The following is a 22,112-nucleotide window of genomic DNA, read 5'->3' on the forward strand; positions in this document are numbered from 1 at the left end:
GCGAGACAGATTGGCGCATTCGAACGATGACGCAGTGCTCAATTGCACGTTATCCGGGCGATCGGGGTCTCCGCAGGACCCGCAGCCAGACGATCTCGGTCAGGGCCACCGCAATCAGGCCGAAGGTACCACCGATCAGCACGTTGACGATGCGCTCTTCCGCGATCCCGCTGGCGCCGCCGGCAAAGGACGCGGCCAGCGCGATGAAAAAGCAGCGCAGGCCGAAGCCGAGGACATAGCGGGAAAACGAGATCAGCGTGAGGGTGGCCGCGAGGACCGCGAGCGCATAGCCGACCCGGCTCTGCGGCAGCACCATTCCGGCCAGGAAGCCCAGCGGCACGCCGACGAAGGCGCCGATCGCGCGCTGCTTCAGCTTGTCGGTAGAGGCCGTGAGATCGCCGACCACGACGCTTGCGGCCGACCACATCACCCATTGCCCTTGCGCGAGGTCGAGGATTTCGACCAACGCTGCGGCTGCGAAGACCGCCATGGCGGTTGCCAACGCGGGCAGGAACCACGCGGCGGCGGGCCGTCCGAACGTGGTTGCGACGTCGCCTTGCCGTCGCTGGTCGTAAATCCTGATAGCGCAGACCAGAGCCAGCGCGATCGGCGAGGAGGCGATAATCACGCCGGCATGACGCAGCGCTTCGGAGGCGCTGACGCCCTCTCGCACCTCGCAGGCGAGATAGACGGCGGGGATGAACACCCAATTGCCGGGCGTGCGGAAATGTTCGCCATAGCGTGTCGCGGCGACCGCGAGGAAGCCGGCAAGCGCCGTCAGCACCACGAAGAGCGGCTTGACGGGCGCGGCGAGAAAGAGCGCGGCAAAGGTGACGAGGATGGCAAGGTAGTGCCAGGCGATGGCCTTCGGCGGCAGGTGCAGCCGCAGCGCCGGAATCAGCAGCGAGACCGCGACGAGTCCGAGATTGAGCAGCGCCGTCTCACGTGCGATGAAATAGGCGGCGACTATAGGGCCTACGACGATCAGCGCGCGCAGCAGTTCGGCGATCTTGATCTCCCGGGAGAGGACGTCGCGCAGGCTGGTGGTGGTCGGCGAATTCAAGGATGCACCAAAGGGGCGAATGAAACGCCTAGCATAGCACGGAATGCGAACTCGGCGTGTGGAGTGACGGCGTTGCCACGTCCTCGGTGTCATCGCCCGGCTTGACCGGGCGATCCAGTACGCCGTGACGGGTGTGGTTCAATCGATGAGCTGCGGCGTATTGGATGCCCCGCCTGCGCGGAGCATGACAGCGGTGATGTGGCGGCACGTGCGGCTGCGTCACCGCTGAATGATCTTCATCCAGACATCACCGAGGATCGCAGGCTCGCGCGGCGGCAGATAGGTGAGGCCGGCCTGCTTGCCGAACTCCGCGATCTTGCCCTCCGCGGCAAGCGCCGTCAGCGCCTTGTTGACAGCGTCGATCAGCGCGCCATCGCTAGCAAGCCCGACATAGCCGCGATTGGCGCCGATCGGATAATAATAGCCGGACGCGGTGATCGCGGTGTCGGGATGGGCGGCCCGATGGGCGTCGAAGCGGGCGAGGTCGATCAGCGTTGCGTCATAGTCGCCGCGATTGAGCGCGCCGAGGAGATCGTCGCGGCCGGGGACCAGGTGCGTGATGCTGTCGATCAGGCGGCCCTTCTCGAAGGTCATCAGGACGGCATCGCCCAGCGATCCGCTCTCGATCGCGAGGCGCAAGCCTGCGAGGTCGCCGATATCGTTGATCTTGCGGCCCTGCGCCTTCGGCCCCACCACGACCGTCATCGGCGAATAGACGTAGGGCTGGCTCGGCGAGAGCACACCCAGCGCGACGCGGCGGCGGCGGTCCTCGCGCGTGGCGCCAGCGAAATCCGGCAGGCGCGCCGTCTTCATGCCGGGCTTGACGAGAGAGTCCGTCGTCAGCGCATAGCCGCCGACCAGCGAGCAGCGTCCGTCTGAGAGCAGCGCATTGGCTTCGAGCTGCGGGCTGGAATCCTCGTCCAGCTTGCTCTCGAACCACTGGATCTTCAGCGGCCGTCCCATCCGCTCCGTGACCGCTTGCGCCAGCTGCACGTCGAAGCCGGAGTCGGGAGTGCCCTTGTGATGCATCGAGAGCGGTGGCCGGTCCTCGTCGAGGCAGATTTTTAGCGGATCGTCGGCCGCGTGCGCAGCCGTGAGTGCCGCGAGGACCGCAGCAACGTTCCACGGGGCGAGCCGACGCCTCATGGCTTCCTCCGGCTTGAGATGAAGGCCCAGAGGTTGCCGATCTCGTCGTCGCTGAGGATATCTCCCCAAGGCGGCATCTTGTTGTTCTTGCCGTTCTTCACCGTGGTGACGAAGCGCGTCCTGTCGTCTGGGAAGGTGCGGAGGTCCGGCGTGATGGTGCCGGGGTTCATCATGTTGGGGCCGTGGCAGTGCGAGCATTTCTCGGCATAGGTCGACTTGCCATGGTCGATCTGTGCCTGCGCGGGATTGCCGGTTGCGTCGTCCGCGGCACGAACGGTCGCCGCAAGCGCGACCGTCAGCACCGCGACGGTGGCGAGGATCGCCACCGTCTTGTGAGACATGTCTTTCAGCATCGTGCCGCGGTTACTGCTTGACCGCAAACACCCACAGCGAACCGCCGGGCGGCACTTTCGCAAGTCGCTCGTCACCCGAGAACAGCGAATAGACGCCGCCATAGCCGCTGGTGACCGCGACGTACTGCACGCCATCCTGCTGCCATGTCACCGGTTGCCCCTCGATGCCGGAGCCGGTCTGGAACTGCCAGAGCTTCTTGCCGGTGTCGGCATCGAAGGCCTCGAACTCGCCGGTCAGCGCACCCGAGAACACGACGCCACCTGCGGTCGACAGCACGCCGGAGAAGCGCGGGATGTCGCTTGGTGCTTCCCACTTCGCCTTGCCGGTCATGGGATCGATCGCTTTCAGATGACCGCGGGGGCCGTCACCCCACTCCCAGAGATCGGTGAGGTCCATGCCGAGATACCATTCACCCTGTTTGAAGGTGACGGGCTCGGTCTTGTATCTGCCGCCGAAGGCGAGCGTGTTGGCGTAGGCGAGCCCGGTCTGGGGGTTGAACGACATCGGCTCCCAGTTCTTGCCGCCGAGGATCGACGGATAGACGGTGACCTTCTTGCCGTCGCGCGCGTCCTTCGACACGTCGGTCTCGATCGGCCGCCCCGTCTTCATATCGATGCCGGTCGCCCAATTCACCTTCACGTAAGGATTGGCTGCGAGCAGCTTTCCGTTGGTGCGGTCGAGCACGTAGAAGAAGCCGTTGCGGTTGGCATCCATCAGCACCTTGGTCGGCTTCCCCTCGACATTCATGTCGGCGAGGACCATCTCGGCCACCGAGTCGTAGTCGAACGGATTGTTCGGCGAGAACTGGTAATGCCACTTGATCTTGCCGGTCTTGGGATCCATCGCCAGCACGGAGCAGGTGTAGAGGTTGTCGCCGGGACGTACCGCCGAGTTGAACGGTCCGGGATTTCCGATGCCCCAATACACCGTGTTCAGCTCGGGATCGTAGGAGCCGGTGATCCAGGTCGAGCCGCCGCCGAGCTTCCAGGTGTCGCCCTTCCAGGTGTCGCCACCGGGCTCGTCCGGCGAGGGGATCGAATGGGTGCGCCACAGATGCTTGCCCGTTGCCGGGTCCCAGCCGTCGATGAAGCCGCGGGTGCCGAACTCGGCGCCGGAGATTCCGGTGATGACGACGCCGTCGGCGACCAGTGGCGCCACGGTCATCGAATAGCCTTCCTTGATGTCGGCCACCTTCTGTCGCCACAGCTCCTTGCCGTCCTTGGCGTCGAGCGCGATCACATTGGCGTCGAGCGTGGTGCGGATCACCTTGCCGTCGTAGAGCGCGGCGCCGCGGTTGATGATGCCGCAGCAGACGATGCGCGGCGTCTCGGCGGGATATTCGACCTTGCTCTTCCAGATCTGCTTCCCGGTCTTGGCGTCGACCGCCATGGTGGCGTTGTGGGAGGTCACGTAGATCACGCCCTGATACACCAGCGGCTGCGATTCCTCGCTGCGATCGTCGTTGAAGGAGTAGTTCCAGACCGGGACGAGGTTCTTGACGGTGTCCTTGTTGATCTGGTTCAGCGTCGAGAAGCGCTGCAGATTGTAGCCCATCCCGTAGTTGAGAACGTTTGATGTATCGGTCGCGCCCTTGACCAGTTGCTCGGTGGTTTGGGCGTTTGCATACGTCGATGCAAGCATGACGAGGCTCGCGGCCATCGCAAGGCGTTTCATCCGTTCCTCCCAATATGCGCGTCTTTTGACGCTGCGGCTGCAACACTCCGCCCGAATGCAAAACGCGTCAATACGAAAGTCGTAGCTGCGTCGCCGATATGTTGGATGCCAAGACGCCGGTCACCTGACGGAAACCTGACAATCGACTTTCACTTGTGCGCAGACGCTGGAAAAATTCCGCGGCATGAAGCGGTGCCGGCTTGGGCGGCCCTGCTCGGACGGTCGGGTTCCGCGAGTTGTGCGGTGCCCAGGTTGCAATTCCGGGCTTGAACCGGGGCTCGCTTGTAGACTTATGTCGTTTCGATCCCGCGCGAATCGGGGGTCTTGGCCAGGAGGGTTTGATGATTTCACGTCGCTCAGTTGCGCTTGCGCTCACGATTGCAGTGCTGTCCGGTCCAGCGTGGGCTGCCTCCGGCAACGCCGTAAAGATGTTCGATACCGACAATGACGGCACGCTCGATCTCGCCGAGGTGAAGAAGGCCGCCGCCGCGTTATTCGCCAAGCTCGATCCCGATCACGACGGCACGCTGGACGCGCGCGAATTGCGCGGACGGTTAACGGCGAAAGAACTTGCCGCCGCCGATCCCGATCACGACGGGACTCTCACGCTCGACGAATATCTCGCGGTGGTGGAGCAGCGCTTCAACGCGGCGAATCCCGACAAGGATGGAACGCTGGATGCGAAAGAGTTGAATTCGCGCGCCGGCCGCGCGCTGTTGCGCTTGTTGCGGTGAAATCAGCAGCACTTGACTGGGAGCGAAGGCGCTTTGCCCGAGAGGGAAATTTGCGAGCGCGATGCGACAGTTCGCTGTGTCCGTGGTCCGATTCCATGCTTGCGCTGTACCTGACGCAGCCCTAGTTTTTGGCCCGCGCGATGTCGCGCTCAATACCTTGGGAGACCCCCGAATGGCTTGGAAAGCTCCGAAGATCGTGGAAGTGCCGGTCGGCATGGAAATCAACATGTACGCCTGCGCTTCGCGCAAGTAAGACTGACGGACCTGCCGCGGCTTCGGTGGCGAATGCCATCGAAGCCGTGGTAGTGTCAGGAATGCGCGCGAGAGCCCGAGCATTCTGGATCATAGTTGCCTGCACAGGCACGCTTGCGCCGGCATGCGTCAGTGCCGAAGAGGGCTTTGATACCGAACATATCTTCGGCTTCATGATCGGCACCGACGTCGGCAATCCCGGCGAGCGCGAATTCCAGACCGAGACGACGGGGCGCTTCGGCAAGGGCGGCGGCACCTATCGCGCCCTCCAGCAGGAAGTCGAGATCGAAATCGTTCCGCTGCCGAACTTCCGCATCGAACTCGGCGGCACCGCCAGCCTTCACGACATCACCGGCGTTCCAGACATCGGCGATCGCCGTCAGTTCAATTTCCAGGGCGCTTCGCTCGACCTGCGTTATCGCCTGCTCGATCGCGAGCGCGCGCCGTTCGGCATGACCGTTGCCGCCGAACTCCATGGTGACCGCATCGACGAGACCAGCGGCGCGAAGGGACGGATGTACGGTACTGATTTCACGCTCGCCTTCGACCGGGAGCTCGTTCCGAACTTTGTCATTGGCGCGCTCAATCTGATCTATCAGCCGGAATGGGCGCGCTTCGAGGTAGCGGGGCTGTCCGAGAAGAGCTCGACCATTGGCGCAGCGTTTGCGGGCCTCGTGCGTGTGCGCCCCGATGTGCTGCTTGGCGGTGAGATGCGCTACTTCCGGCAGTACGAGGGCATCGGTCTCGGCGAATTTTCGGGCCAGGCGCTGTTCGTTGGCCCCACCGCCTATTTTCAGCTTTCCGAGAAATCGCGGCTCACCCTGAGCTGGAGCATGCAGGCCTGGGGCCGCCCGGCCGGATCGGCCGCCAATCTCGACCTCGTCAATTTCGAGCGGCATCAGGCGAGGCTGGTGTTCGGCGTTAATTTTTAGTGGCGGAGGTTCCGCCGGTATTCCTCCAGCGAGATTGAAACTTCACGTGATTTGAACCGTAACCTTTTGTGCTATTCTCCATCGCCCCATGCGAGAGGATCCCGACATGAACCCGATTGACCTGGTGGTGACTGTATGTGCGGTGCTCTCGCCTGCGAACTGCGAGGAGCAGCATATCGTATTCAACTATGCGGGGTCGCCGCGGCAATGCGTGATGGCGGCGCCGCCCTATATCGCGCAATGGATCGGTGATCATCCGAAGTGGCAGGCGGTGCGCTGGCGCTGCGAATATCCGCACCCGAACGACAAGGCGTAAAGCGTCAGCGCTATTTCGTGCAGTCCTTCAGATCCTTGTCGGCGATCGAGAACACGGCGTCCGCCTTGATCTCGATATCACGGACCACGCACTGACGCGCATTGGGATAGCTGATCTTGGCGTCGTAGCGGCCGGGCTCGACGCCGGTGATGCGGAGCCGCTCATCGTGGTCGACCTCCTTGTCCTTGTCGTTCAGGCACTGGTTCGGGCCCCAGTCGGTCTTGCCGGCCGGCGAGAGCTGGAAGCCGGAAATCGTCTCCGTCGTCAGATTCCACAGCCGGATGCCTTTGCCCTTGGCCTGCGCGAGCGCTGCGCCCGGCATCGCAACCAACAGGATGCCGATCGCAATCAGCGTACGCCGCATGGTGAACCTCCCTCGACACTCTCGTTGGGTCCAGTTGACCACGAGTTCTCATTTCGATTCAAGCTGCTGCACTGCCGCGAGCTCGGCCCTGATCCTGCCGAGGTCGGCCTCGCTGCGCTCCGCGCGCGGAACGGCAATCGGCACCTCCTGCACGATGCGCGCCGGGCGTGGCGACAGGATAAACAGTCGGTCACCGAGGCGGATCGCATCATCGAGGCTGTGGGTGACGAGCAGCGTCATCACCGGGCGCCTTGCCACCAGCGTTGCGATCTCGTCACGCAGGCGGCCGGCGAGCGCGTCGTCGAGCGAGGCGAGGGGCTCGTCGAGCACGAGAAGATCGGGCTCGACTGCGAAGGCGCGGGCCAGCGCAACGCGCCGGGCGAGGCCCAGCGACAATTCGCCGGGAAAATGGCTGCGATGCGCGTCCAGCTCCAAAATCCGGAACAGCTCTGACAGTTTTGCGTCGGAGACGTCGGGCGCAGCCAACCGCACATTCTGCTCGACCGAGCGCCATGGCAGCAGCCGGGGCTCCTGGAACACCATGCCGATGCGCGCTTCCGGCGGGCGCGCGATGCGTCCCTGAAATTCGTGATCGAGCCCGAGAATGATACGCAGCATCGTGCTCTTGCCGCAGCCGGACGGGCCGATCAGCACGCCGACCTCGCCGGACTGAAGCGCGAATTTCAGCGGCGCCAGCACATCGTGCGTTCCGCCCGCGGCGCTCCTGTAGGTTTTGCCTGATATCTCGACCTCAAGCCGCACGGGGGCGCCACCGGGTTGCGCGGGCTTCGAACGGCTGCACCAGCACGGTTTCGATCACGAGCACGATGGCGGCGAAGGTCAGCGAGTAGGCCAGCAGCCGCGGCGTGTCGAACAGCTGGAAGGCGACGCCGATCTCGAAGCCGACGCCGTTGGGACGTCCGAGCAATTCGGCGACCAGCACGATCTTCCACACCAGCGACAATCCGGAGCGGGCGGAGGCCGCGATATACGGCGCCAACTGCGGCAGCACGACATGGCGGAAGGCGCGCCAGCGCGGCATCGCGAACACGGTTGCCATCTCGTCAAGCGAGCGGTCGAGCGCGCGGGTGCCCTCGCGCAAGGTGACGATGGCGGTCGGCAGCTTGTTGATGGCGATCGCCGTGATGGCGGCCGCCTCGGTGAGGCCGGCCCAGATATAGGCGAGCACAATGACGACCAGCGCCGGCAGGTTCAGCAGCAGGATCAGCCAGGGATCGCCAAGCCGGTCGGCGAGTTTTACGCGCCCCATCAGATAGCCGATGGCGCTGCCGAGCGACATTGCCAGCACGAAGGAGAGCGCGACGCGGGCGAGCGTGGCGCCGAGATGCAGGAATAGTGCGCCGCTCGATGCTTCTGCGACGATGACGTTGAGCACGGCAGGCGGAGAGGGCAGCTTTGCGCCGCCGACGAACAGCGCGGCAATCCACCAGATCGCAAGAAACAGGGCAAACGAGAGCAGCCGCAGCACCTCAGTCTCCGGGGACTGCGTGATAGAACGTGCCGGGATCGAGCTCCGCCGCCGGCCCGACCAGGTCGCGGCCGCCGGTCTCGGCCAGCACGCGGTAGAGCACGCGCGCGTCCGCCTCCTCGTCGACGATACTCCGGCGCGGAATGCCGTCGCGGTAGCGGTCGCGATAGGTTTTGAGCATGGCTGGATCGGTCGCGCCGGTGAGCGGGACGATCTTGTCCCAGGCCGCATCCGACGTGACCAGCAACTGCTTGGCCTTGCGGGTCATCGCGATGAAGCGCGCCACGGCGTCTTTATGGCTTGCTGCCCAGCTCTCGTCGAAGACATAGCCGACCGCGGAGACCGCGCCCTTGGCGCCCAGCTTCGGCAGGATGTCCTCGATGCCGGCGAGGCGGCGAAAACCCTTGGCCTCGAGCTGGGCGCAGAAATTCCAGAAATTGAGGCTCGCATCCATCTCGCCGTCGAGCGCCTTGGCCGCGATCAGGGGCGGGGCGCCATAGACGATGCTTGCATCCGACTTCAGGTCGATGCCGTCCTGTTTCATCCGCGCCTGCAGCAGCAGCCAGCTCTTGTCGATGGGACCGCCGCCGATGGCGAGCTTGTGGCCTTTGAGATCCGCGAGCGTCTTGATCGGCGAGGCCGCCGGCACCATCACCGCGCCGAGCGCGCTAGAATAGGGATAGAAGGTCAGTTTGGCGCCGAGCGCGCGCTCGCGCGACACCCACAGCCAGTCCGACAGCATGATGTCGGCATTGCCGGCGCGCAACGCGATCTTGCCGGCCTCGGGGCTCGCAAGCTCGGTGACCTCCAGCAACAAATCGGCCTCCTTGTCGAGACCGGCGCTCCGGATCGTCGCCAGCTCCCAGGAGAATGTTCCAGTCTTCTGCACCGCAAGGCGGATGGTATCCGCGGCATGGCCGGGAGTGGCCAGTGTCAGCGCCAGGATCGTCGCGAGCGCCAATGTTCGTCCCAAGATTCTCATCGCCTTGTGAGCCGTTTCCTCAGATAGGGTGCTTTTCAGGACAATACGCATAGCATAGCTTTCGTCGCAACCAGCGGGAGGACGCTCATGAATATGGCGGGACAGCTACGACCGATTGTCGCCGTATTGGCGGTGCTGGTGGGGGCCGTGTACGCCGCGCGCGCCGAGGAGGCTAATGATTATCCGACCGCCGCACGTGCCGAATACGTCTATGGCTGCATGAAGGCCAATGGCGAAAGCCGGCAGTCGATCGAGCAATGTTCTTGCTCGATTGACGTGGTGGCCTCGATCGTCACCTACGAGCGCTACGTGACTGCCGAGACGGCGCTCAGCATGTCCCAGGTGCGCGGCAATCTCGGGGTCCAGTTCCGGACGTCGGAGCAGGCGAACTCGGCGGTGAATGATCTAAGGCGCGCGCAGGCGGAAGCTGAGGTGAGGTGTTTCTGATTTAGCACCGTCATTCCGGGGAGGTCCGCAGGACCTACGTCCCCGGCTTCTCCACATCCCACTCATTGCGGAACACATGTCCATCCGTGTCCTTCGCCTCCGCGCGGAAACGTTTCGCGCCGTTGGACACGTAGGTGAACCGCAGATTGGGATCTTCCGAGATCGAGATGCCGCCTTCCATCGACAGCACGGGGCTGTCGTCCTGCGTCAGCTTGAGCTGGTTAACGAAGAAGGCGGGAATATAGAGTTGCGTGACCTGGTCCATCTGGAGGCCGGAATTGTTGGGATGGCCGATCATGATCTGTGCCTCGCGGATGCGGCTCGCGGGAGCTTGCTCGCGCGCGAATTGGCGGTAGCGCATCTGGCCGAGGCGGTTGTTGGCTTCCTCGGCATTCTTTCCTGCCGGTGCGGAGCAGCCGCCTGAGGCCTTCACATAGACCTTCGAGACGTAGAGCTGGCCGTCACTGAGCTCGGCGACCGCGTGGACGTCGGTATAGTTGTTGACGCGCACCCGTGTGGAGATCTCGGTGACATTGGCATCCGCACCGAGCTCGAACTTTGCCGCCATTGGCGCGGGATTGCGATCGATGACCAGCGTGATCGAGCGAATGCGGCGGCTATCTGCGGGCGAGAGCTTGCTGCGCAGGGTCACGGGCACGATGGCCGCGTCCTCGGCGCGATAGGGCATCTCGATGGCGATGACGTTGCTGCCGTCGTTGATCGGGCGGTTGTTGAAGATGTCCTGCACCAGGCCCGGCCAGGGATCGTAGGCCTCTTCGGCGCTCGCCGGCACAGCGAAGGCGAGGCCGAGCAATGCGGCGATCAGGGGCAGGCGGCGTGTGCATCCCGTCATGGTCAAGGTCCCCGGAGTCAGCGAAGCTGATCTCCCGCGCGGGCGAAGCAGTCTTCCCTATCCAGAGTAGCGCGTCCGCTACTCCCATTCAATTTCCGAAAATGCTGCGGTTGCGTTGCGGGCGTTGTAGTCGTCGAACAGCTCCCAGTGCCGGCGTTCCGAGACTCCCGCCTTGTCTGCGGCGGCTCGGATCGGCTCGCCCTTCTTATTCAACGCCCGGACGTCCGCCAGCAGCGCCGTGAGATAACGCCGTTCGTCGGCCAGCGCGGCCGGCCACTCGCTCACAGGCCCGTGACCGGGGACGACGCGGACCGCCGGAATCTTATCGAGTTCCCCGATTGTGCCGAGCCAGCCGCGGATGCTGCCGTCCATCACTGGAATATGGCGAAGAAAGACGAGGTCGCCTGCGAACAGTGTCTTCGTCGTCTCGTCGTACACAGTCAGATCATTGTCGCTGTGCCCGGCTGGCCAAGCTCGCAAGGTGAGGTGGCGCGATCCGAGATCGAGCATCATGGTGTCCGGAACGAGCACAGTCGGCGGCACGATCTTCACGGGCGAGATCAATTCATCGCCCATGATGCGTCTAAAATTGTCCAGATAATACGGCCCGCGCGTCGCCAGCGCCTGCGCAAGCTTGCTGTGTCCGACAAAGCTGGTCCCCTCCGCAACAAAGGCCGCATTGCCGAAGACATGATCGGGATGGCCATGGGTGTTGATGACGTAGCGGATCGGCTTGCTGGTGTGCGCCCGCACGGCCTTCAGCAGCGCCTCGCCTTCGCGAAGACTGCCGCCGGTGTCGATCACGGCGACCGCGTCCTCGCCGACGATGAAGCCGACATTGGCGATGCCGCCCTCGTTCTCGCGGGTCATCAGCGCGATGGTCCCCGAGTGCACGAAGATTCCGGGTGCGACTTCGCTCACAGGCAATTCGGCCTGCCCCGCGCGTGCTAGCGTTGATAGCCCCAGCAGGGACAAGGCTGCGATCACAAGAGCGATGCGAGACACTTTTCCGCCTCAGTTCAAAGGATTAGCCACATTGCACTGCAGCAAACAAAGCCAGCATAAAGTTGGTGAAACATAGTGCGTCCCTGCGTTGCATGGATAGCATTCGGATGAAACGAGGAGGAAGCGCGATGACGGAGGCCGGACGACATCGTCGCTGGTTGTTTCTGCTGTGGGGGCTGGTTGCGTCCTGCGCGCTTGGCGAGGTCGCCATGGCGCAGACGAGCGAGACCGGAGACCTCTCGTTCGAGCTGGTCGACCCCAAGGTGCTGCGCGTCTGCGCCGATCCGCGCAATCTGCCGTTCTCCAACGAGAAGGGCGAGGGGCTGGAGAACAAGCTCGCCGAGTTGTTCGCGGACAAGCTCCAGAAGAAGCTCGACTACGTGTTCTTTCCGCAGGCGACCGGTTTCGTGCGGATGACGCTGGGTGCGCATCGTTGCGATGTCATCATGGGCTTTCCGCAGGGCGATGACCTCGTGCAGGGCACCAATCCCTATTACCGCACGTCCTACGCGCTGGTCTCGAAAGCGGGCGGCGGGCTCGAGGACGTCGACACGCTCGAGGACGCGAAGCTCAAGGGCAAGCATGTCGGCATCGTCGCCGGCACGCCACCGGCCACCAATATGGCGCTCGCGGGCCTGATGGGCGACGCAAAGCCCTATCCGCTGATGATCGACACGCGCTACGACAATTCGGCGCAGGCGATGATCGATGATCTCACCAACGGCAAGATCGACGCCGGCGTGCTGTGGGGGCCGATGGCCGGGTATTACGCGAAGAAAGCCGGCTCGCTGCACGTCACGCCGCTGGTGAAGGAGACCACCGGACCAAAACTGGTCTATCGCATCGGCATGGGCGTGCGTCCCGCCGACCAGAACTGGAAGCGGCAGCTCAACAAACTCATTCAGGAGAACCAGGGCGAGATCAACAAGATCCTGCTCGACTTCGGCGTGCCTCTGCTCGACGAGAGCGATCGGCCGCTCGGCGCGGAGACGGCCAAGAAGGCGCCATGAGGCGGCATCTTGCCGCTGCGCTGGTTGCCGCCGCGTTGGCGGCACCGGCCTTGGCACAGCAGCAGGAGCCGTTCGAGCCTGAGGGCTATCGCACCGACAATTACCGCGCGCCGGTGCCGGCGACGCTGGTGCGCGCGCGTGTGCTCACGACTGGGGAGGCCGAGGAGATCTGGCGCGCGAAGAGCGGCGCGTTCATCGACGTGCTGCCGCGTCCGCCGAAGCCGAAGAACCTGCCCGACGGCACAGTGTGGCGCGACATGCCGCGGAAGAACATTCCGGGCAGTCTCTGGCTGCCGGACACGGGCTACGGCGCTCTGCCGCCGGTTATGGACGATTATTTCCAGCGCGGCCTCGCGCGCGCGTCACGCGGCGACAAGGCCGCGCTGCTCGTGATCTATTGCCTCGCCGATTGCTGGATGTCGTGGAACGCCGCCAAGCGCGCATTGGCCTACGGCTATTCCAACGTCGCCTGGTATCCTGACGGCACCGACGGCTGGGAGCGCGCGAAGCTTCCCACCGACGAGGCCCAGCCGGAGCCGCGGCCGGAGCAGTAGGCGCGCCATTGGCTCTGCGATCACGGTGTGAGCGAGGGACGCAACTCTATCCCCGTCATTGCGAGCGGAGCGAAGCAATCCAGAGTCCCTCGGCGGAAAGATTCTGGATTGCTTCGCTCCGCTCGCAACGAGGATGCGGGTGCAGCTTCGCCCTACTGCTTCTGCAACTTCGTCAGCGTGCCCGTGCCATCCGCGCTGGTTGCCGAGTACGTCACCCGATCACCCGCATGCACTGCATCGAGCATCGCGGCGTCCTTGGCCTTGTACTGCTGGAGTGCGCCGGCGCCGCCTGCGCTGCCGCCGACCGTGCCCTTTTGTGTCTCCTGGATCGAGATCGTGCTGTTGAGCCGATCGATCCGCGTGACCATTCCGGTCATGTCGTCAGCAAAAGCGCTGGTTGCGAGGATGCTGAGGGCCGCGGCGCCTGCGTAGATGAATCTAGCTGTTCCCATCGAGGCCTCCCGGTGTCTGTCTAGGGTTCACATCGACAAGCCATCCTAGATCGATTTGGTTCCGGCAGATAGCGCGGCAAAGGTTAACGATCGCGTTGATATCGCGGGAACTTTCCGGACAGTCGTCAGCAAGGCTGACGCTATTCCAATTCCTGCTGGATCATGCGTCCCAGCGCGAACAGGCGCTGGTCGATCGCGGTCGGAACCTCGCAGACGAACCGCACCACCTTGTTGCGGTCCTCGAAAATGCGGGTCTTCCAGATCAGCTCGTTGCTGAGCGCCTCGACCTTGGTGTCGTCACGTGACGCCGCGCCCTGGAGCGCCTGAAGCGCGATCGTTTCCTCGCGAATCTTGTCGGCGGCCTCGCGCTGCTTGCGGCTGACGCGTTCGAGCCCGTTCATCACCTGGGAGCGCTGGGCGTTGAGCGTGTCGAACAGGCCGGCGAACAGCAGTTTTGCGTTCGCGGTCTTGTCGGAAGCAGAGCCGGCCAGAAACTCCTTCACCGACTTCTCGGCCTCGTCCATCGGCGTCTTGCGCGCCGACAACTTTGAGACCAGCGCGGTGACCTTGGCGTCGTCCCTCCATTTGGTCTCGGCGTCGCCGAGTTCCGGGCCGGCCCAGACGGCGGCGAGCGAGATCTCCGGCACCTTGGCCTGCGCGCAGGGCCAGTTGGGATAGCGCGGATCGGCAGCGCGCGCGGCCGGGCTCGCGACTGCGAGTGCCACAACAGCGATGGCCACGATCCGAACCGTCATCCTTCGCCTCCCGCGGGGCCCCGCCGCGCCAGCCCGCGCGAGGGATCATAGGCATAGATCGCGCCGATCATGAAGACGATTGTGCAGCCGGCCACCACCGCCAGCGAGATCCAGTTGATCTGTCCGTAGAGCGCAAAACGTATCAGCTCGACCGCATGGGTGAACGGATTGGCCTCGCAGAGATAATAGAGATAGGGGCTGCCCTCCTGCACCCGCCAGAGCGGGTAGAGCGCGGAGGAGGCAAAGAACATCGGAAAGATCACGAAGTTCATCACGCCGGCAAAGCTTTCAAGCTGCTTGATGCCGGAGGAGATCAGCATGCCGAGCGAGCCCAGCATCAGTCCCGACAGGATCAGCGCCGGCAGCACGGTGAGATAGCCTATCGGAGGCGGGGTGATGTCCCAGAACCAGGCGATCAGCAGGAACGCATAGACCTGGAGCAGCGACACTGCCGTGCCTGCGAGCAGCTTGCAGAACAGCAGGAAGCCGCGCGGCAGCGGGCTCACCAGCAGCGTACGCATATTGCCCATTTCGCGGTCGTAGACCATCGAGAGCGAGGACTGCATGCCGTTGAAGAGCTGGATCATCGCCATCAGCCCGGGCGCGATGAAGACCTCATAGAGGATATAGGTCTCGTAAGGCGGGATGATGGAGATGCCGAGCACCTGGCGGAAGCCGGCGGCGAAGATGAACAGCCACACCAGCGGCCGCACCAGCGCGGAGACGAAGCGCTCGCGCTGATGCAGGAAGCGCAGCCCCTCGCGCCAGACGATGCCGGTGAGGCAGGTCATGTACTCGCCGGCCGAGAAGCCGCGCGGCGCATCTCGCGTGGTGATGCTGCTCATGCGCCACCTCCCGGCATGGTTTGCGCGCCGGTGAGGCGCATGAAGGCGGTGTTGACGTCCTGCGCGCCGGCCTCGGTGATGACGCGGCTCACCGGTCCCTGCGCCAGCACCTTGCCCTGGTGCAGCACGACGAGATCGTCGCCGGCGACGATCTCGTCGAACAGATGCGTGGCCCAGAGCACGCCGATGCCTTGCTCGGTCACGAGCTGGCGGACATGGCTGATGATGTCGGCGCGCGCCTTGACGTCGAGGCCGACGGTCGGCTCGTCCAGCAGCAACAGGCGCGGCCGGTGCAATAGCGCCCGCGCGATCTCCAGCCGCCGCATCTGGCCGCCGGAGAGATCGCGCACCTTGCTGCCGGCGCGCTCGGAGAGCCCGATGCGGTCGAGCAGCTCGGCGGCTCGTGCGCGGGCCTCGCGGCGGCTGATGCCGTGAAGCGCTGCGTGATAGAGCAGGTTCTGCGTCAGCGACAGATCGAGATCGAGCGTGCGCGGCTGGAACACGACCCCGAGCAGCCGCAGCGCCTCGCCGGGGCTCTTGCTGATGTCGTGGCCGAAGATGGAGACGCGGCCGGTCTGGATGCCGAACAGCCGCGTGATCAGCGAGAACAGCGTGCTCTTGCCCGCACCATTGAGGCCGAGCAGCGCTGTGAAGCTTGCAGGCTGCACGTTGAAGGAGACGTCCATCAGCGCCCGGCGCGGACCATAGGAATGGCTGACGCCGTCGGTCGCGAGTGCCGGCACCGCGGCCGCTTCTGGCCTCGGCGTCTCCTGCGGCTCGGCGATGGGGGCGGGGCTGGTCATGGCGCGATCGTGATACCCCAGGGCAGTTCGCCCACCTGAATGGTCTTGATCACCTTTTGCGCGGCGACGTCGATCACCGAGACGTCGTTGGAGACGCCGTTGGTGGTGAGCAGATATTTTTCGTCCGGCGTGAATGCCATGTGCCAGACGCGCTGCCCGACCAGCAGATATTTCGTCACCTTGCGTGTGGCGACATCGACGACGGCGATACGGTTGGCGGGGCCGAGTGCCACGAAGGCAGTCTTGTCGTCCTTGGTCATGCCAATGCCGACTGGCTGGATCGCCTCTTTCCGCAGGCCCGGAATCTCGAAATTGACCTTGCCGATCACCTCGTGCTTTCCGGGATCGATGATTGAGACGGTGCCGCCGATCTCCGAGGACACCCAGACTTCGGACGCATCGTGCTTGAACTCGGCAAAGCGCGGCCTCGCATCGACCAGCACGTTGGCGACGATCTGGCGCGAATTGGTGTCGATGAAATGCGCCATGTTGGTCGTTTCCGACGTGTTGATCAGCGTCTTGCCGTCGGGGCTGATGGTCATGCCCTCGGGCTCGACGCCGACCTGGATGTCGCCGAGGCGGGCGCGCTTCTCGAGGTCGATCACGGTCACCGTGTTGTCGTTCTCGTTGGCGACATAGAGAGTCTTGCCGGCGGCATCCTGCGCGAACAATTCCGGGTCCGGGCCGGAGGGCAGGCTGTCCACCACGGCCTGTGTCTTCGCGTCGATCATTTGGATGGTGTCGTCGTCGCCGACCGCGACCATCACGAACTTGCCGTCGCGCGTGAAATCGATGCCACGCGGGCGCTGGCCGACCTTGATGGTCTTGGTCACGGTCCAGCTGTCGGTGTCGATCACGGAGACCGTGTTGCTCTTCTCGTTCGAGACATAGGCGATGAACGCATGCGCGGGCGCCGCCGCGGTCGCTAGTGCCATCAGCAAGGCTGCACTTAGCATGTGCGATATCTGTCCGCGGGCGATCTTCACCTCCCCCGCTTGCGGGGGAGGTCGTATCGCATCGAAAGATGCGATACGGGAGAGGGCTCTCTCCGCTTGGGGGCTCTCGCGAGTGGAGACACCCTCTCCCCAACCCTCCCCCGCAGGCGGGGGAGGGAGCGCAGCATCGTTGTGGCGGCAGCTCGAACTCATCTCACAAGGCTCACTTCAGCTTGCATTTGCTCTCCGGCCGATCATAGCCGAGCGTGTCGAGCTCGGAGACCTGGTGCAGAAATCCCTCCTGCGGCGACACCGACACCACCATGCGGCCGTCGACCAGCAGGATCGGCTGGCGCAATTGCAGATTCCAGTCGCGCAAGGTCAGCTTCGTGCCCTTGAAGGCGGCGACCGAGAAGTCGGGACCCTTGATGAAATCGGTGACTTTCTTGACGTCGCCGGAATTGGTTCGTGAGGTTGCTTCACCGATCATGCGAACCGCAGTCCAGGCCTGCATGTCGAGCGGCGTCATCCGCCGCGAGTTCAGCTTGACGAAGCGGTTCTGCATCTGGATCGCGCCCCACTGGTCCTGCGAGGCGTCCCAGCTGCGCGGCACCAGGCCGGCCGAGCCCGCGACCGGACGCGGGTCCCAGGTGCGATAGGGCAGATAGGCGCCGAACACTTCGCTCTCGTCGGCGGCGACCAGCACGTCATACGCGGGCGCGCCTTGCGTGAACACCGGCATCTGGCGCTGGATCAGCGTCACGCCGCTGTCGGTGCGACGTGCGCCGCCTTTGTCCTCAAAAGTCTTGTCCTGCACGATCTTGGCACCGAACCGCGTGGCGGTGCGCCTCAGCGCATCGGCAAACAGCTTGTCCTCGTCATGCGAGCCGACCACGAGCAACCAGCGCGACCACTTCTTCCACACCAGGTACTGGCCGAGCGCATCGGCCAGCATCGCGCGCGTCGGCGCGGTGTGGATGACATTGGCGCGGCAATCGGCCTCGCGCAGCCGCTCGTCGATCGCGCCGGCGTTGAACAGCAGTGTTCCGCGTTCGCGCAAGGCGTCCGAGACTTTCAGCAGCGCATCGGCCGGCAGGTCGGCGATGATGAAGCCGTTCTTCTCGGCAAGCTCGGTTGCGGCCTGAACCACGTCCTCGCCTTCCCGAATGCGGCGCTCCTCCAGCGTAAAACGCTGGTTGAGGAATTTTCCGGTGGTGTTGTTGTCCTCGATGGCGAGACGGGCGCCGGCGACGCCGTCATTCTCAGCGGGCTGCTCGACCAGCGACAGCGTCGACCTGGTGCCGGCGAGGCCGAGATAGCCGACGCCGATCATGACAGGGTCGGCCGCGAGCACTTGCGTCGCGAGCAGACTCCAGCCGATCAGGCCGACCAACCATCGGATCATGTTTCCTCCGCAGGCTCCCCGGCTTGACCACCGATGGAGAATTGTTTCTGCTGAAGCATGACCGATTTGTCAGGGCATGCAACCCCGCATTTCGTCCGCACGAGGATTGGAATCACGATCATGCGAGCGTTGATTTGTTTCGCAGCTTTGCTGTTGGCGGGTTCGGTCGCGCTCGCCGACCCGCCGAAGCTCGCGGTGTTCGATTTCGAGCTGATCGACACCAGCCTGCCCGGTGAGTTCTACGGCTCGAAGCCGGAGGAGGCGCGGCTCCTGCGCATCAGCGAGCAATTGCGGAAAGAACTGGCTGAGTCAGGCCGGTTCCAGCTGCTCGATATCGCACCGGTCAGGGACGCCGCCCGTCACGCCAACTTGCAGGCCTGCGGCGGCTGTGACCTCAAGCTTGCCGGGGAGCTCGGCGCCGAGCTCGAGATCACCGGCATGGTGCAGAAGGTCTCGAACCTGATCATCAATCTCAACATCTATCTGCGCGACGTGAAGACCGGCACTATGATCGCCGCCGCCAGCGCCGACATGCGCGGTAACACCGATGAATCCTGGACGCGCACGATGAGCTATCTGATCCGCAACCGGTTGTTGGCGCCGAATTACGGCAAGCGGGAGTAGGGGCTCACACCTTCAACCGCTCCGCATGCCAGTGCAGATGATCGCCCATGAAGGTCGAGATGAAATAATAGCTGTGGTCATAGCCCGGCTGCCGCCGCAGCGTCAGCGGGATGTTCGCCTTGGTGCAGGCGGCCTCCAGCAACTCCGGCTTGAGCTGCTCCTTCAAAAAGTTATCGGCCTCGCCGACATCGACCAGGAAGCCCGAATACTTCGCGCCGTCCTCGATCAGCGCCACCGTGTCGTGGTTGCGCCACGCATCCTTGTTCGGTCCGAGATAGCCAGTCAACGCCTTGATGCCCCAGGGCACTTGCGAGGGCGCCACGATCGGTGCGAAGGCGCTGGCCGCGCGATAGCGGTGCGGGTTGCGCAGCGCGACCGTCAGCGCGCCGTGGCCGCCCATGGAATGGCCCATCACCGATTGCCGCTTGGCATCGACGGGAAAATGTCCCGCCACGAGTTTCGGCAGCTCGTCGGTGACGTAGCTCCACATGCGATAATTGCGCGCAAACGGTGCTTCCGTCGCATCGACATAGAAGCCGGCGCCGAGGCCGAAATCATAGGCATTGTTGGCGTCCCCCGGCACGTCGGGCCCGCGCGGTGAGGTGTCGGGCGCGACGAAGATCAGGCCGAGCTCGGCGCAGGCTTTGCGGAATTCGCCCTTCTCGGTGACGTTGGCATGGGTGCAGGTGAGGCCGGAGAGATACCAGACCACGGGGAGCTTTGCGCCATCCGCATGCGGGGGAACATAGACCGAGAACACCATGTCGGTGCCGGTCGCCTGGCTGGCATGGCGGTATACGCCCTGCACGCCGCCATAGGATGTATTGGTCGAGACAGTCTGAATCGTCATGCCCTAAGCTCCAGTGGCACCTAACCACATCAACATTGCAACGCTTGTGTGACCGAATTTGCGGCGGCGCGTGTCGTCAGGCGACGCCGCTGTCGATCGCCAGCCGCACCAGCTCCACCGAGGTCTTTACGCCGAGCTTCTGTCGCATGATCGAGGAGGTGTTGGCCACCGTCTTGTAGGACGATTGCACCAGCCAGGCGATCTCCGACAGGCTCTTGCCGGCGCTGAGCAGCCGCAAAATCTCCATCTCGCGCGCATTCAGCTTGGAGAGCGGGCTTTGCGCCAGCGCAGGTCCCGCAAAGGCGATGCTGCGGGCGATCGCGCTCGGCAAGTACGTGCCGCCACTTCCGACGGTACGGATCGCCTCGACGAGATCGTCGGGGTCGCCGGTCTTGGAGACGTAGCCCTTGGCGCCGCACTCGATCGCGCGCGCGGCAAACGCGGGATCGTCGTTCATGCTGAACATGATGATACGGGCTTCCGGCGCGCGCTCGAGGATACGGCGCGCCAGCTCGAAGCCGGAGACGGTCGGCAGGTTGATGTCGATGACGCAGAGGTCGGGGCGTTCGACGATGAAAACGCATTCGCCGTCTTCGGCGTCGGCGGCCTCCAGAATCTCGATCTCGCCTTCATCGGCCAGCACGGCACGGCAGCCGGAGGCGACAATGGGATGATCGTCGACGATCAGAATGCGCATAGGCGTTCCCCGCGACAGCGCCAGCCTGTTTCGCGCCCGGCCGGGATTGCTGTACGCTTTCGATTAGATATCGGGCGCTTCGCCTCTGTCAACGTTCGCGGGGTACGGGCAATACCAATGTGGCAAAATCTATCCTTGCGTGGGCGCATCAATCTTCTGCTGGCGCTGCTGCTGGCGCTGGGGCTCGCCGTCAATATCGGCCGCCAGGTCGCGGAAGCAGGTCCGCGCGTGCAGGCCGAGGACCAGAGCGTGATCCGGCTCGCGCGCGAATTCATCGAGATGATCGTTGCCGATCTCAACGAGGCGCCCGATCCCGATGCCCGGCTGAACCAGATCGCGCGCGACCTCAGCCGCCTGCGCCATGTCAGCATCGCACTTCGGGACGAAGACGGTAGTCCGCTGACGCCGCCCCGGCTCGATGCCGATGACGAGGCGCGCGGGCCGCCGGCCTGGTTCGTCAGCCTGGTTCACCCTGAGCAGACCGCGGTCAGCGTACCGGTCTCGATCCATGGCAAGCCGGGCTCGCTCGTCATCACCTCGCATCCCGATGACGAGATCGCCGAGATCTGGGATGCCATCGTGACTCAGCTCGAGGTCGGCTCGGTGATTGCGCTGGCGCTGTTCCTGGTGATGATGAATGTGGTCGGCCGGGCGCTCGCGCCGCTGCAGTCTTTGGCGCAGACCATGACTGAGATCGAAGGCGGGCACTATGAGGCGCGCGTCGCGCCAGGCGGTGCGCCAGAGCTGGCCGCGATCTGCGCCAAGCTCAATCATCTTGCGGCGACGCTCGGCGAAGCGGTGGAAGAAAAGCGGCTCCTGGCGGAGCGCGCGGTGTCGCTTCAGGATGTCGAACGCAAGGAGATCGCGCGCGAGCTGCATGACGAGTTCGGGCCGTATCTGTTCTCGCTGCGCGCGCACGCGAGCGCTTTGGCAAAGCAGGCGGATGGGCGCGCCCCGAGTGCGGACTCCGTGCGGAAACACGGTGCCGCCTTGCTGGAGCAGATCAACGCGCTCCAGCAATTCACCCGCCGTGTGCTGGAGCGGCTCCGGCCCGTGGGCCTTGCCGAGCTCGGCCTCGGCCAAGCGCTCGAATCGCTGTCGCGGCTGTGGCGGGAATCGTATCCTGGCGTCAGAATCGAAACCACAATCTCACCGAGCCTAGGGGCGACTGGAGAGACCGCCGACCTCACCATCTACCGCGTCGTGCAGGAGGCGCTCACCAACGTGTTCCGCCATGCCGGCGCGACCGCGGTCAACGTCGTCATCGAGCCCGCAGACCAGTTGTTGACGCGCGATGGCCGTGGCTGCGCCCGGGTGCGGGTCAGCGACAACGGCCGCGGAATGGAGCCGGGCCAGAAGCTGGGCTTCGGTCTCGTCGGCATGCGCGAGCGGATTTTGGCGCTGGGCGGTACCCTCAATGTCGTCTCGGGCGACGGCGGTCTGACCGTCGAGGCGCTGGTGCCGACGGCGGCCGCCTGATCGCTTCGCAGGCAATCGGGAAAAATTCCCGATTTGGTCGGGAAAACGGGTGCGGATATCGCCCGACCTTTTGTGGCTGGCGTGCTTGCTGC

At 64.2% G+C, this 22,112-nt stretch carries 27 protein-coding genes; 9 read left to right on the top strand and 18 right to left on the bottom strand.

Translation table 11 applies throughout. The features are described 5' to 3' along the window. Window positions 1-49 precede the first annotated feature (49 nt). The 4 genes from B5V03_RS33845 to B5V03_RS33865 form a co-directional block, all read right to left on the bottom strand. Window positions 50-1,063 carry an FUSC family protein gene (locus B5V03_RS33845; protein ID WP_129274706.1) on the bottom strand — a complete coding sequence of 338 codons (1,014 nt, stop codon included), beginning with the start codon at window positions 1,061-1,063 and terminating at the stop codon, window positions 50-52. Between the two features lie 219 nt (window positions 1,064-1,282). Continuing rightward, entirely contained in the window at window positions 1,283-2,209 is a 927-nt protein-coding gene (locus B5V03_RS33855) for a substrate-binding periplasmic protein (protein WP_129274707.1), read from the bottom strand. After that, window positions 2,206-2,562 carry a c-type cytochrome gene (locus B5V03_RS33860; protein ID WP_129274708.1) on the bottom strand — a complete coding sequence of 119 codons (357 nt, stop codon included), beginning with the start codon at window positions 2,560-2,562 and terminating at the stop codon, window positions 2,206-2,208. The genes B5V03_RS33855 and B5V03_RS33860 overlap by 4 nt, the downstream gene beginning before the upstream one ends. Before the next feature lie 10 nt (window positions 2,563-2,572). Further along, the gene (locus tag B5V03_RS33865) at window positions 2,573-4,237 is read right to left on the bottom strand and encodes a methanol/ethanol family PQQ-dependent dehydrogenase (protein WP_129274709.1); all 1,665 of its coding nucleotides are present in this window, start codon (window positions 4,235-4,237) and stop codon (window positions 2,573-2,575) included. Between the two features lie 341 nt (window positions 4,238-4,578). Here B5V03_RS33865 and B5V03_RS33870 point away from each other — a divergent pair, with 341 nt between their 5' ends. From B5V03_RS33870 to B5V03_RS33885, 4 genes are all read left to right on the top strand, one after another. Continuing rightward, window positions 4,579-4,971: an EF-hand domain-containing protein gene (locus tag B5V03_RS33870; protein ID WP_071911675.1), complete on the top strand. Its 393-nt coding sequence runs from the start codon at window positions 4,579-4,581 to the stop codon at window positions 4,969-4,971. Between the two features lie 172 nt (window positions 4,972-5,143). Further along, window positions 5,144-5,224, top strand: a complete 81-nt coding sequence (gene pqqA, locus B5V03_RS33875) for a pyrroloquinoline quinone precursor peptide PqqA (protein ID WP_008562446.1) — start codon at window positions 5,144-5,146, stop codon at window positions 5,222-5,224. 25 nt (window positions 5,225-5,249) lie between these two features. Then, a complete protein-coding gene (locus tag B5V03_RS33880) occupies window positions 5,250-6,155 on the top strand; it encodes a hypothetical protein (protein ID WP_129274710.1) in 906 nt (301 codons plus the stop codon). 106 nt (window positions 6,156-6,261) lie between these two features. After that, the gene (locus B5V03_RS33885; protein ID WP_129274711.1) at window positions 6,262-6,471 is read left to right on the top strand and encodes a hypothetical protein; all 210 of its coding nucleotides are present in this window, start codon (window positions 6,262-6,264) and stop codon (window positions 6,469-6,471) included. Between the two features lie 10 nt (window positions 6,472-6,481). Here the strand turns inward: B5V03_RS33885 and B5V03_RS33890 are convergent, their stop codons facing one another. From B5V03_RS33890 to B5V03_RS33905, 4 genes are read right to left on the bottom strand one after another with little or no spacing between them, the layout of a single operon-like run. Further along, window positions 6,482-6,835: a hypothetical protein gene (locus B5V03_RS33890; RefSeq protein ID WP_129274712.1), complete on the bottom strand. Its 354-nt coding sequence runs from the start codon at window positions 6,833-6,835 to the stop codon at window positions 6,482-6,484. Between the two features lie 48 nt (window positions 6,836-6,883). Continuing rightward, window positions 6,884-7,597 (bottom strand): ABC transporter ATP-binding protein, encoded by a 714-nt coding sequence (locus B5V03_RS33895; protein ID WP_129274713.1) that lies wholly within the window; start codon window positions 7,595-7,597, stop codon window positions 6,884-6,886. Continuing rightward, entirely contained in the window at window positions 7,587-8,324 is a 738-nt protein-coding gene (locus tag B5V03_RS33900) for an ABC transporter permease (RefSeq protein WP_129274714.1), read from the bottom strand. Before B5V03_RS33900 ends, B5V03_RS33895 begins: the two co-directional genes overlap by 11 nt. A gap of 1 nt (window position 8,325) precedes the next feature. After that, entirely contained in the window at window positions 8,326-9,306 is a 981-nt protein-coding gene (locus tag B5V03_RS33905) for an ABC transporter substrate-binding protein (protein ID WP_129274715.1), read from the bottom strand. An 87-nt stretch (window positions 9,307-9,393) separates the two neighbouring features. Between B5V03_RS33905 and B5V03_RS33910 the strand changes: the two genes are divergently transcribed. Beyond that, window positions 9,394-9,753: a hypothetical protein gene (locus B5V03_RS33910; protein ID WP_129274716.1), complete on the top strand. Its 360-nt coding sequence runs from the start codon at window positions 9,394-9,396 to the stop codon at window positions 9,751-9,753. Window positions 9,754-9,787: 34 nt separating this feature from the next. Here the strand turns inward: B5V03_RS33910 and B5V03_RS33915 are convergent, their stop codons facing one another. Together B5V03_RS33915 and B5V03_RS33920 are read right to left on the bottom strand one after the other, a co-directional pair. Continuing rightward, window positions 9,788-10,606, bottom strand: coding sequence for a quinoprotein dehydrogenase-associated SoxYZ-like carrier (locus B5V03_RS33915; RefSeq protein WP_164988463.1), 819 nt, complete (start codon window positions 10,604-10,606; stop codon window positions 9,788-9,790). 78 nt (window positions 10,607-10,684) lie between these two features. Continuing rightward, complete coding sequence (locus tag B5V03_RS33920) at window positions 10,685-11,611, bottom strand: quinoprotein relay system zinc metallohydrolase 2 (RefSeq protein ID WP_129274718.1); 927 nt, start codon at window positions 11,609-11,611, stop codon at window positions 10,685-10,687. Between the two features lie 128 nt (window positions 11,612-11,739). Between B5V03_RS33920 and B5V03_RS33925 the strand changes: the two genes are divergently transcribed. Next, window positions 11,740-12,621, top strand: a complete 882-nt coding sequence (locus B5V03_RS33925) for a substrate-binding domain-containing protein (protein ID WP_129274719.1) — start codon at window positions 11,740-11,742, stop codon at window positions 12,619-12,621. Further along, the gene (locus B5V03_RS33930; protein WP_129274720.1) at window positions 12,618-13,175 is read left to right on the top strand and encodes a PQQ-dependent catabolism-associated CXXCW motif protein; all 558 of its coding nucleotides are present in this window, start codon (window positions 12,618-12,620) and stop codon (window positions 13,173-13,175) included. Before B5V03_RS33925 ends, B5V03_RS33930 begins: the two co-directional genes overlap by 4 nt. A gap of 152 nt (window positions 13,176-13,327) precedes the next feature. On the opposite strand, the gene B5V03_RS33935 is transcribed toward B5V03_RS33930, so the two are convergent. The 6 genes from B5V03_RS33935 to B5V03_RS33960 form a co-directional block, all read right to left on the bottom strand. Further along, on the bottom strand, window positions 13,328-13,627 hold the full coding sequence (locus tag B5V03_RS33935) for a copper-binding protein (protein ID WP_092022544.1): 300 nt from the start codon (window positions 13,625-13,627) through the stop codon (window positions 13,328-13,330). Between the two features lie 140 nt (window positions 13,628-13,767). Then, window positions 13,768-14,382 (bottom strand): hypothetical protein, encoded by a 615-nt coding sequence (locus tag B5V03_RS33940; protein ID WP_129274721.1) that lies wholly within the window; start codon window positions 14,380-14,382, stop codon window positions 13,768-13,770. Further along, a complete protein-coding gene (locus B5V03_RS33945; RefSeq protein ID WP_129274722.1) occupies window positions 14,379-15,227 on the bottom strand; it encodes an ABC transporter permease in 849 nt (282 codons plus the stop codon). Before B5V03_RS33945 ends, B5V03_RS33940 begins: the two co-directional genes overlap by 4 nt. Next, window positions 15,224-16,030, bottom strand: a complete 807-nt coding sequence (locus tag B5V03_RS33950) for an ABC transporter ATP-binding protein (protein WP_129274723.1) — start codon at window positions 16,028-16,030, stop codon at window positions 15,224-15,226. The genes B5V03_RS33945 and B5V03_RS33950 overlap by 4 nt, the downstream gene beginning before the upstream one ends. Further along, window positions 16,027-16,965, bottom strand: coding sequence for a YVTN family beta-propeller repeat protein (locus B5V03_RS33955; protein ID WP_245502424.1), 939 nt, complete (start codon window positions 16,963-16,965; stop codon window positions 16,027-16,029). The genes B5V03_RS33950 and B5V03_RS33955 overlap by 4 nt, the downstream gene beginning before the upstream one ends. A 223-nt stretch (window positions 16,966-17,188) precedes the next feature. Continuing rightward, window positions 17,189-18,370: an ABC transporter substrate-binding protein gene (locus B5V03_RS33960; protein ID WP_129274725.1), complete on the bottom strand. Its 1,182-nt coding sequence runs from the start codon at window positions 18,368-18,370 to the stop codon at window positions 17,189-17,191. 57 nt (window positions 18,371-18,427) lie between these two features. Here B5V03_RS33960 and B5V03_RS33965 point away from each other — a divergent pair, with 57 nt between their 5' ends. Next, complete coding sequence (locus tag B5V03_RS33965) at window positions 18,428-18,994, top strand: DUF3280 domain-containing protein (protein WP_129274726.1); 567 nt, start codon at window positions 18,428-18,430, stop codon at window positions 18,992-18,994. Between the two features lie 4 nt (window positions 18,995-18,998). Here B5V03_RS33965 and fghA read toward each other — a convergent pair whose 3' ends face one another. Next, window positions 18,999-19,844 (bottom strand): S-formylglutathione hydrolase, encoded by an 846-nt coding sequence (gene fghA, locus B5V03_RS33970; RefSeq protein ID WP_129274727.1) that lies wholly within the window; start codon window positions 19,842-19,844, stop codon window positions 18,999-19,001. Window positions 19,845-19,920: 76 nt separating this feature from the next. Next, entirely contained in the window at window positions 19,921-20,541 is a 621-nt protein-coding gene (locus tag B5V03_RS33975; protein ID WP_027546488.1) for a response regulator, read from the bottom strand. A gap of 117 nt (window positions 20,542-20,658) precedes the next feature. Here B5V03_RS33975 and B5V03_RS33980 point away from each other — a divergent pair, with 117 nt between their 5' ends. Further along, complete coding sequence (locus B5V03_RS33980; protein WP_164988465.1) at window positions 20,659-22,020, top strand: histidine kinase; 1,362 nt, start codon at window positions 20,659-20,661, stop codon at window positions 22,018-22,020. Window positions 22,021-22,112: the final 92 nt, after the last annotated feature.

Source organism: Bradyrhizobium betae (assembly GCF_004123905.1).
GTDB classification, from domain to species: domain Bacteria; phylum Pseudomonadota; class Alphaproteobacteria; order Rhizobiales; family Xanthobacteraceae; genus Bradyrhizobium; species Bradyrhizobium betae_A.

Bases quoted from the DNA above. Each gene is read 5' to 3' on its own strand.
- B5V03_RS33905 (WP_129274715.1), bottom strand. From the start codon at position 9,306: ATGAGAATCTTGGGACGAACATTGGCGCTCGCGACGATCCTGGCGCTG.
- B5V03_RS33960 (WP_129274725.1), bottom strand. From the start codon at position 18,370: ATGATCCGATGGTTGGTCGGCCTGATCGGCTGGAGTCTGCTCGCGACG.
- B5V03_RS33860 (WP_129274708.1), bottom strand. From the start codon at position 2,562: ATGCTGAAAGACATGTCTCACAAGACGGTGGCGATCCTCGCCACCGTC.
- B5V03_RS33935 (WP_092022544.1), bottom strand. From the start codon at position 13,627: ATGGGAACAGCTAGATTCATCTACGCAGGCGCCGCGGCCCTCAGCATC.
- B5V03_RS33890 (WP_129274712.1), bottom strand. From the start codon at position 6,835: ATGCGGCGTACGCTGATTGCGATCGGCATCCTGTTGGTTGCGATGCCG.
- B5V03_RS33965 (WP_129274726.1), top strand. From the start codon at position 18,428: ATGACCGATTTGTCAGGGCATGCAACCCCGCATTTCGTCCGCACGAGG.
- B5V03_RS33940 (WP_129274721.1), bottom strand. From the start codon at position 14,382: ATGACGGTTCGGATCGTGGCCATCGCTGTTGTGGCACTCGCAGTCGCG.
- B5V03_RS33950 (WP_129274723.1), bottom strand. From the start codon at position 16,030: ATGACCAGCCCCGCCCCCATCGCCGAGCCGCAGGAGACGCCGAGGCCA.
- fghA (WP_129274727.1), bottom strand. From the start codon at position 19,844: ATGACGATTCAGACTGTCTCGACCAATACATCCTATGGCGGCGTGCAG.
- B5V03_RS33910 (WP_129274716.1), top strand. From the start codon at position 9,394: ATGAATATGGCGGGACAGCTACGACCGATTGTCGCCGTATTGGCGGTG.
- B5V03_RS33885 (WP_129274711.1), top strand. From the start codon at position 6,262: ATGAACCCGATTGACCTGGTGGTGACTGTATGTGCGGTGCTCTCGCCT.
- B5V03_RS33930 (WP_129274720.1), top strand. From the start codon at position 12,618: ATGAGGCGGCATCTTGCCGCTGCGCTGGTTGCCGCCGCGTTGGCGGCA.
- B5V03_RS33975 (WP_027546488.1), bottom strand. From the start codon at position 20,541: ATGCGCATTCTGATCGTCGACGATCATCCCATTGTCGCCTCCGGCTGC.
- B5V03_RS33980 (WP_164988465.1), top strand. From the start codon at position 20,659: ATGTGGCAAAATCTATCCTTGCGTGGGCGCATCAATCTTCTGCTGGCG.
- B5V03_RS33915 (WP_164988463.1), bottom strand. From the start codon at position 10,606: ATGACGGGATGCACACGCCGCCTGCCCCTGATCGCCGCATTGCTCGGC.
- B5V03_RS33925 (WP_129274719.1), top strand. From the start codon at position 11,740: ATGACGGAGGCCGGACGACATCGTCGCTGGTTGTTTCTGCTGTGGGGG.
- B5V03_RS33870 (WP_071911675.1), top strand. From the start codon at position 4,579: ATGATTTCACGTCGCTCAGTTGCGCTTGCGCTCACGATTGCAGTGCTG.
- B5V03_RS33955 (WP_245502424.1), bottom strand. From the start codon at position 16,965: ATGGCACTAGCGACCGCGGCGGCGCCCGCGCATGCGTTCATCGCCTAT.
- B5V03_RS33865 (WP_129274709.1), bottom strand. From the start codon at position 4,237: ATGAAACGCCTTGCGATGGCCGCGAGCCTCGTCATGCTTGCATCGACG.
- B5V03_RS33945 (WP_129274722.1), bottom strand. From the start codon at position 15,227: ATGAGCAGCATCACCACGCGAGATGCGCCGCGCGGCTTCTCGGCCGGC.
- pqqA (WP_008562446.1), top strand. From the start codon at position 5,144: ATGGCTTGGAAAGCTCCGAAGATCGTGGAAGTGCCGGTCGGCATGGAA.
- B5V03_RS33855 (WP_129274707.1), bottom strand. From the start codon at position 2,209: ATGAGGCGTCGGCTCGCCCCGTGGAACGTTGCTGCGGTCCTCGCGGCA.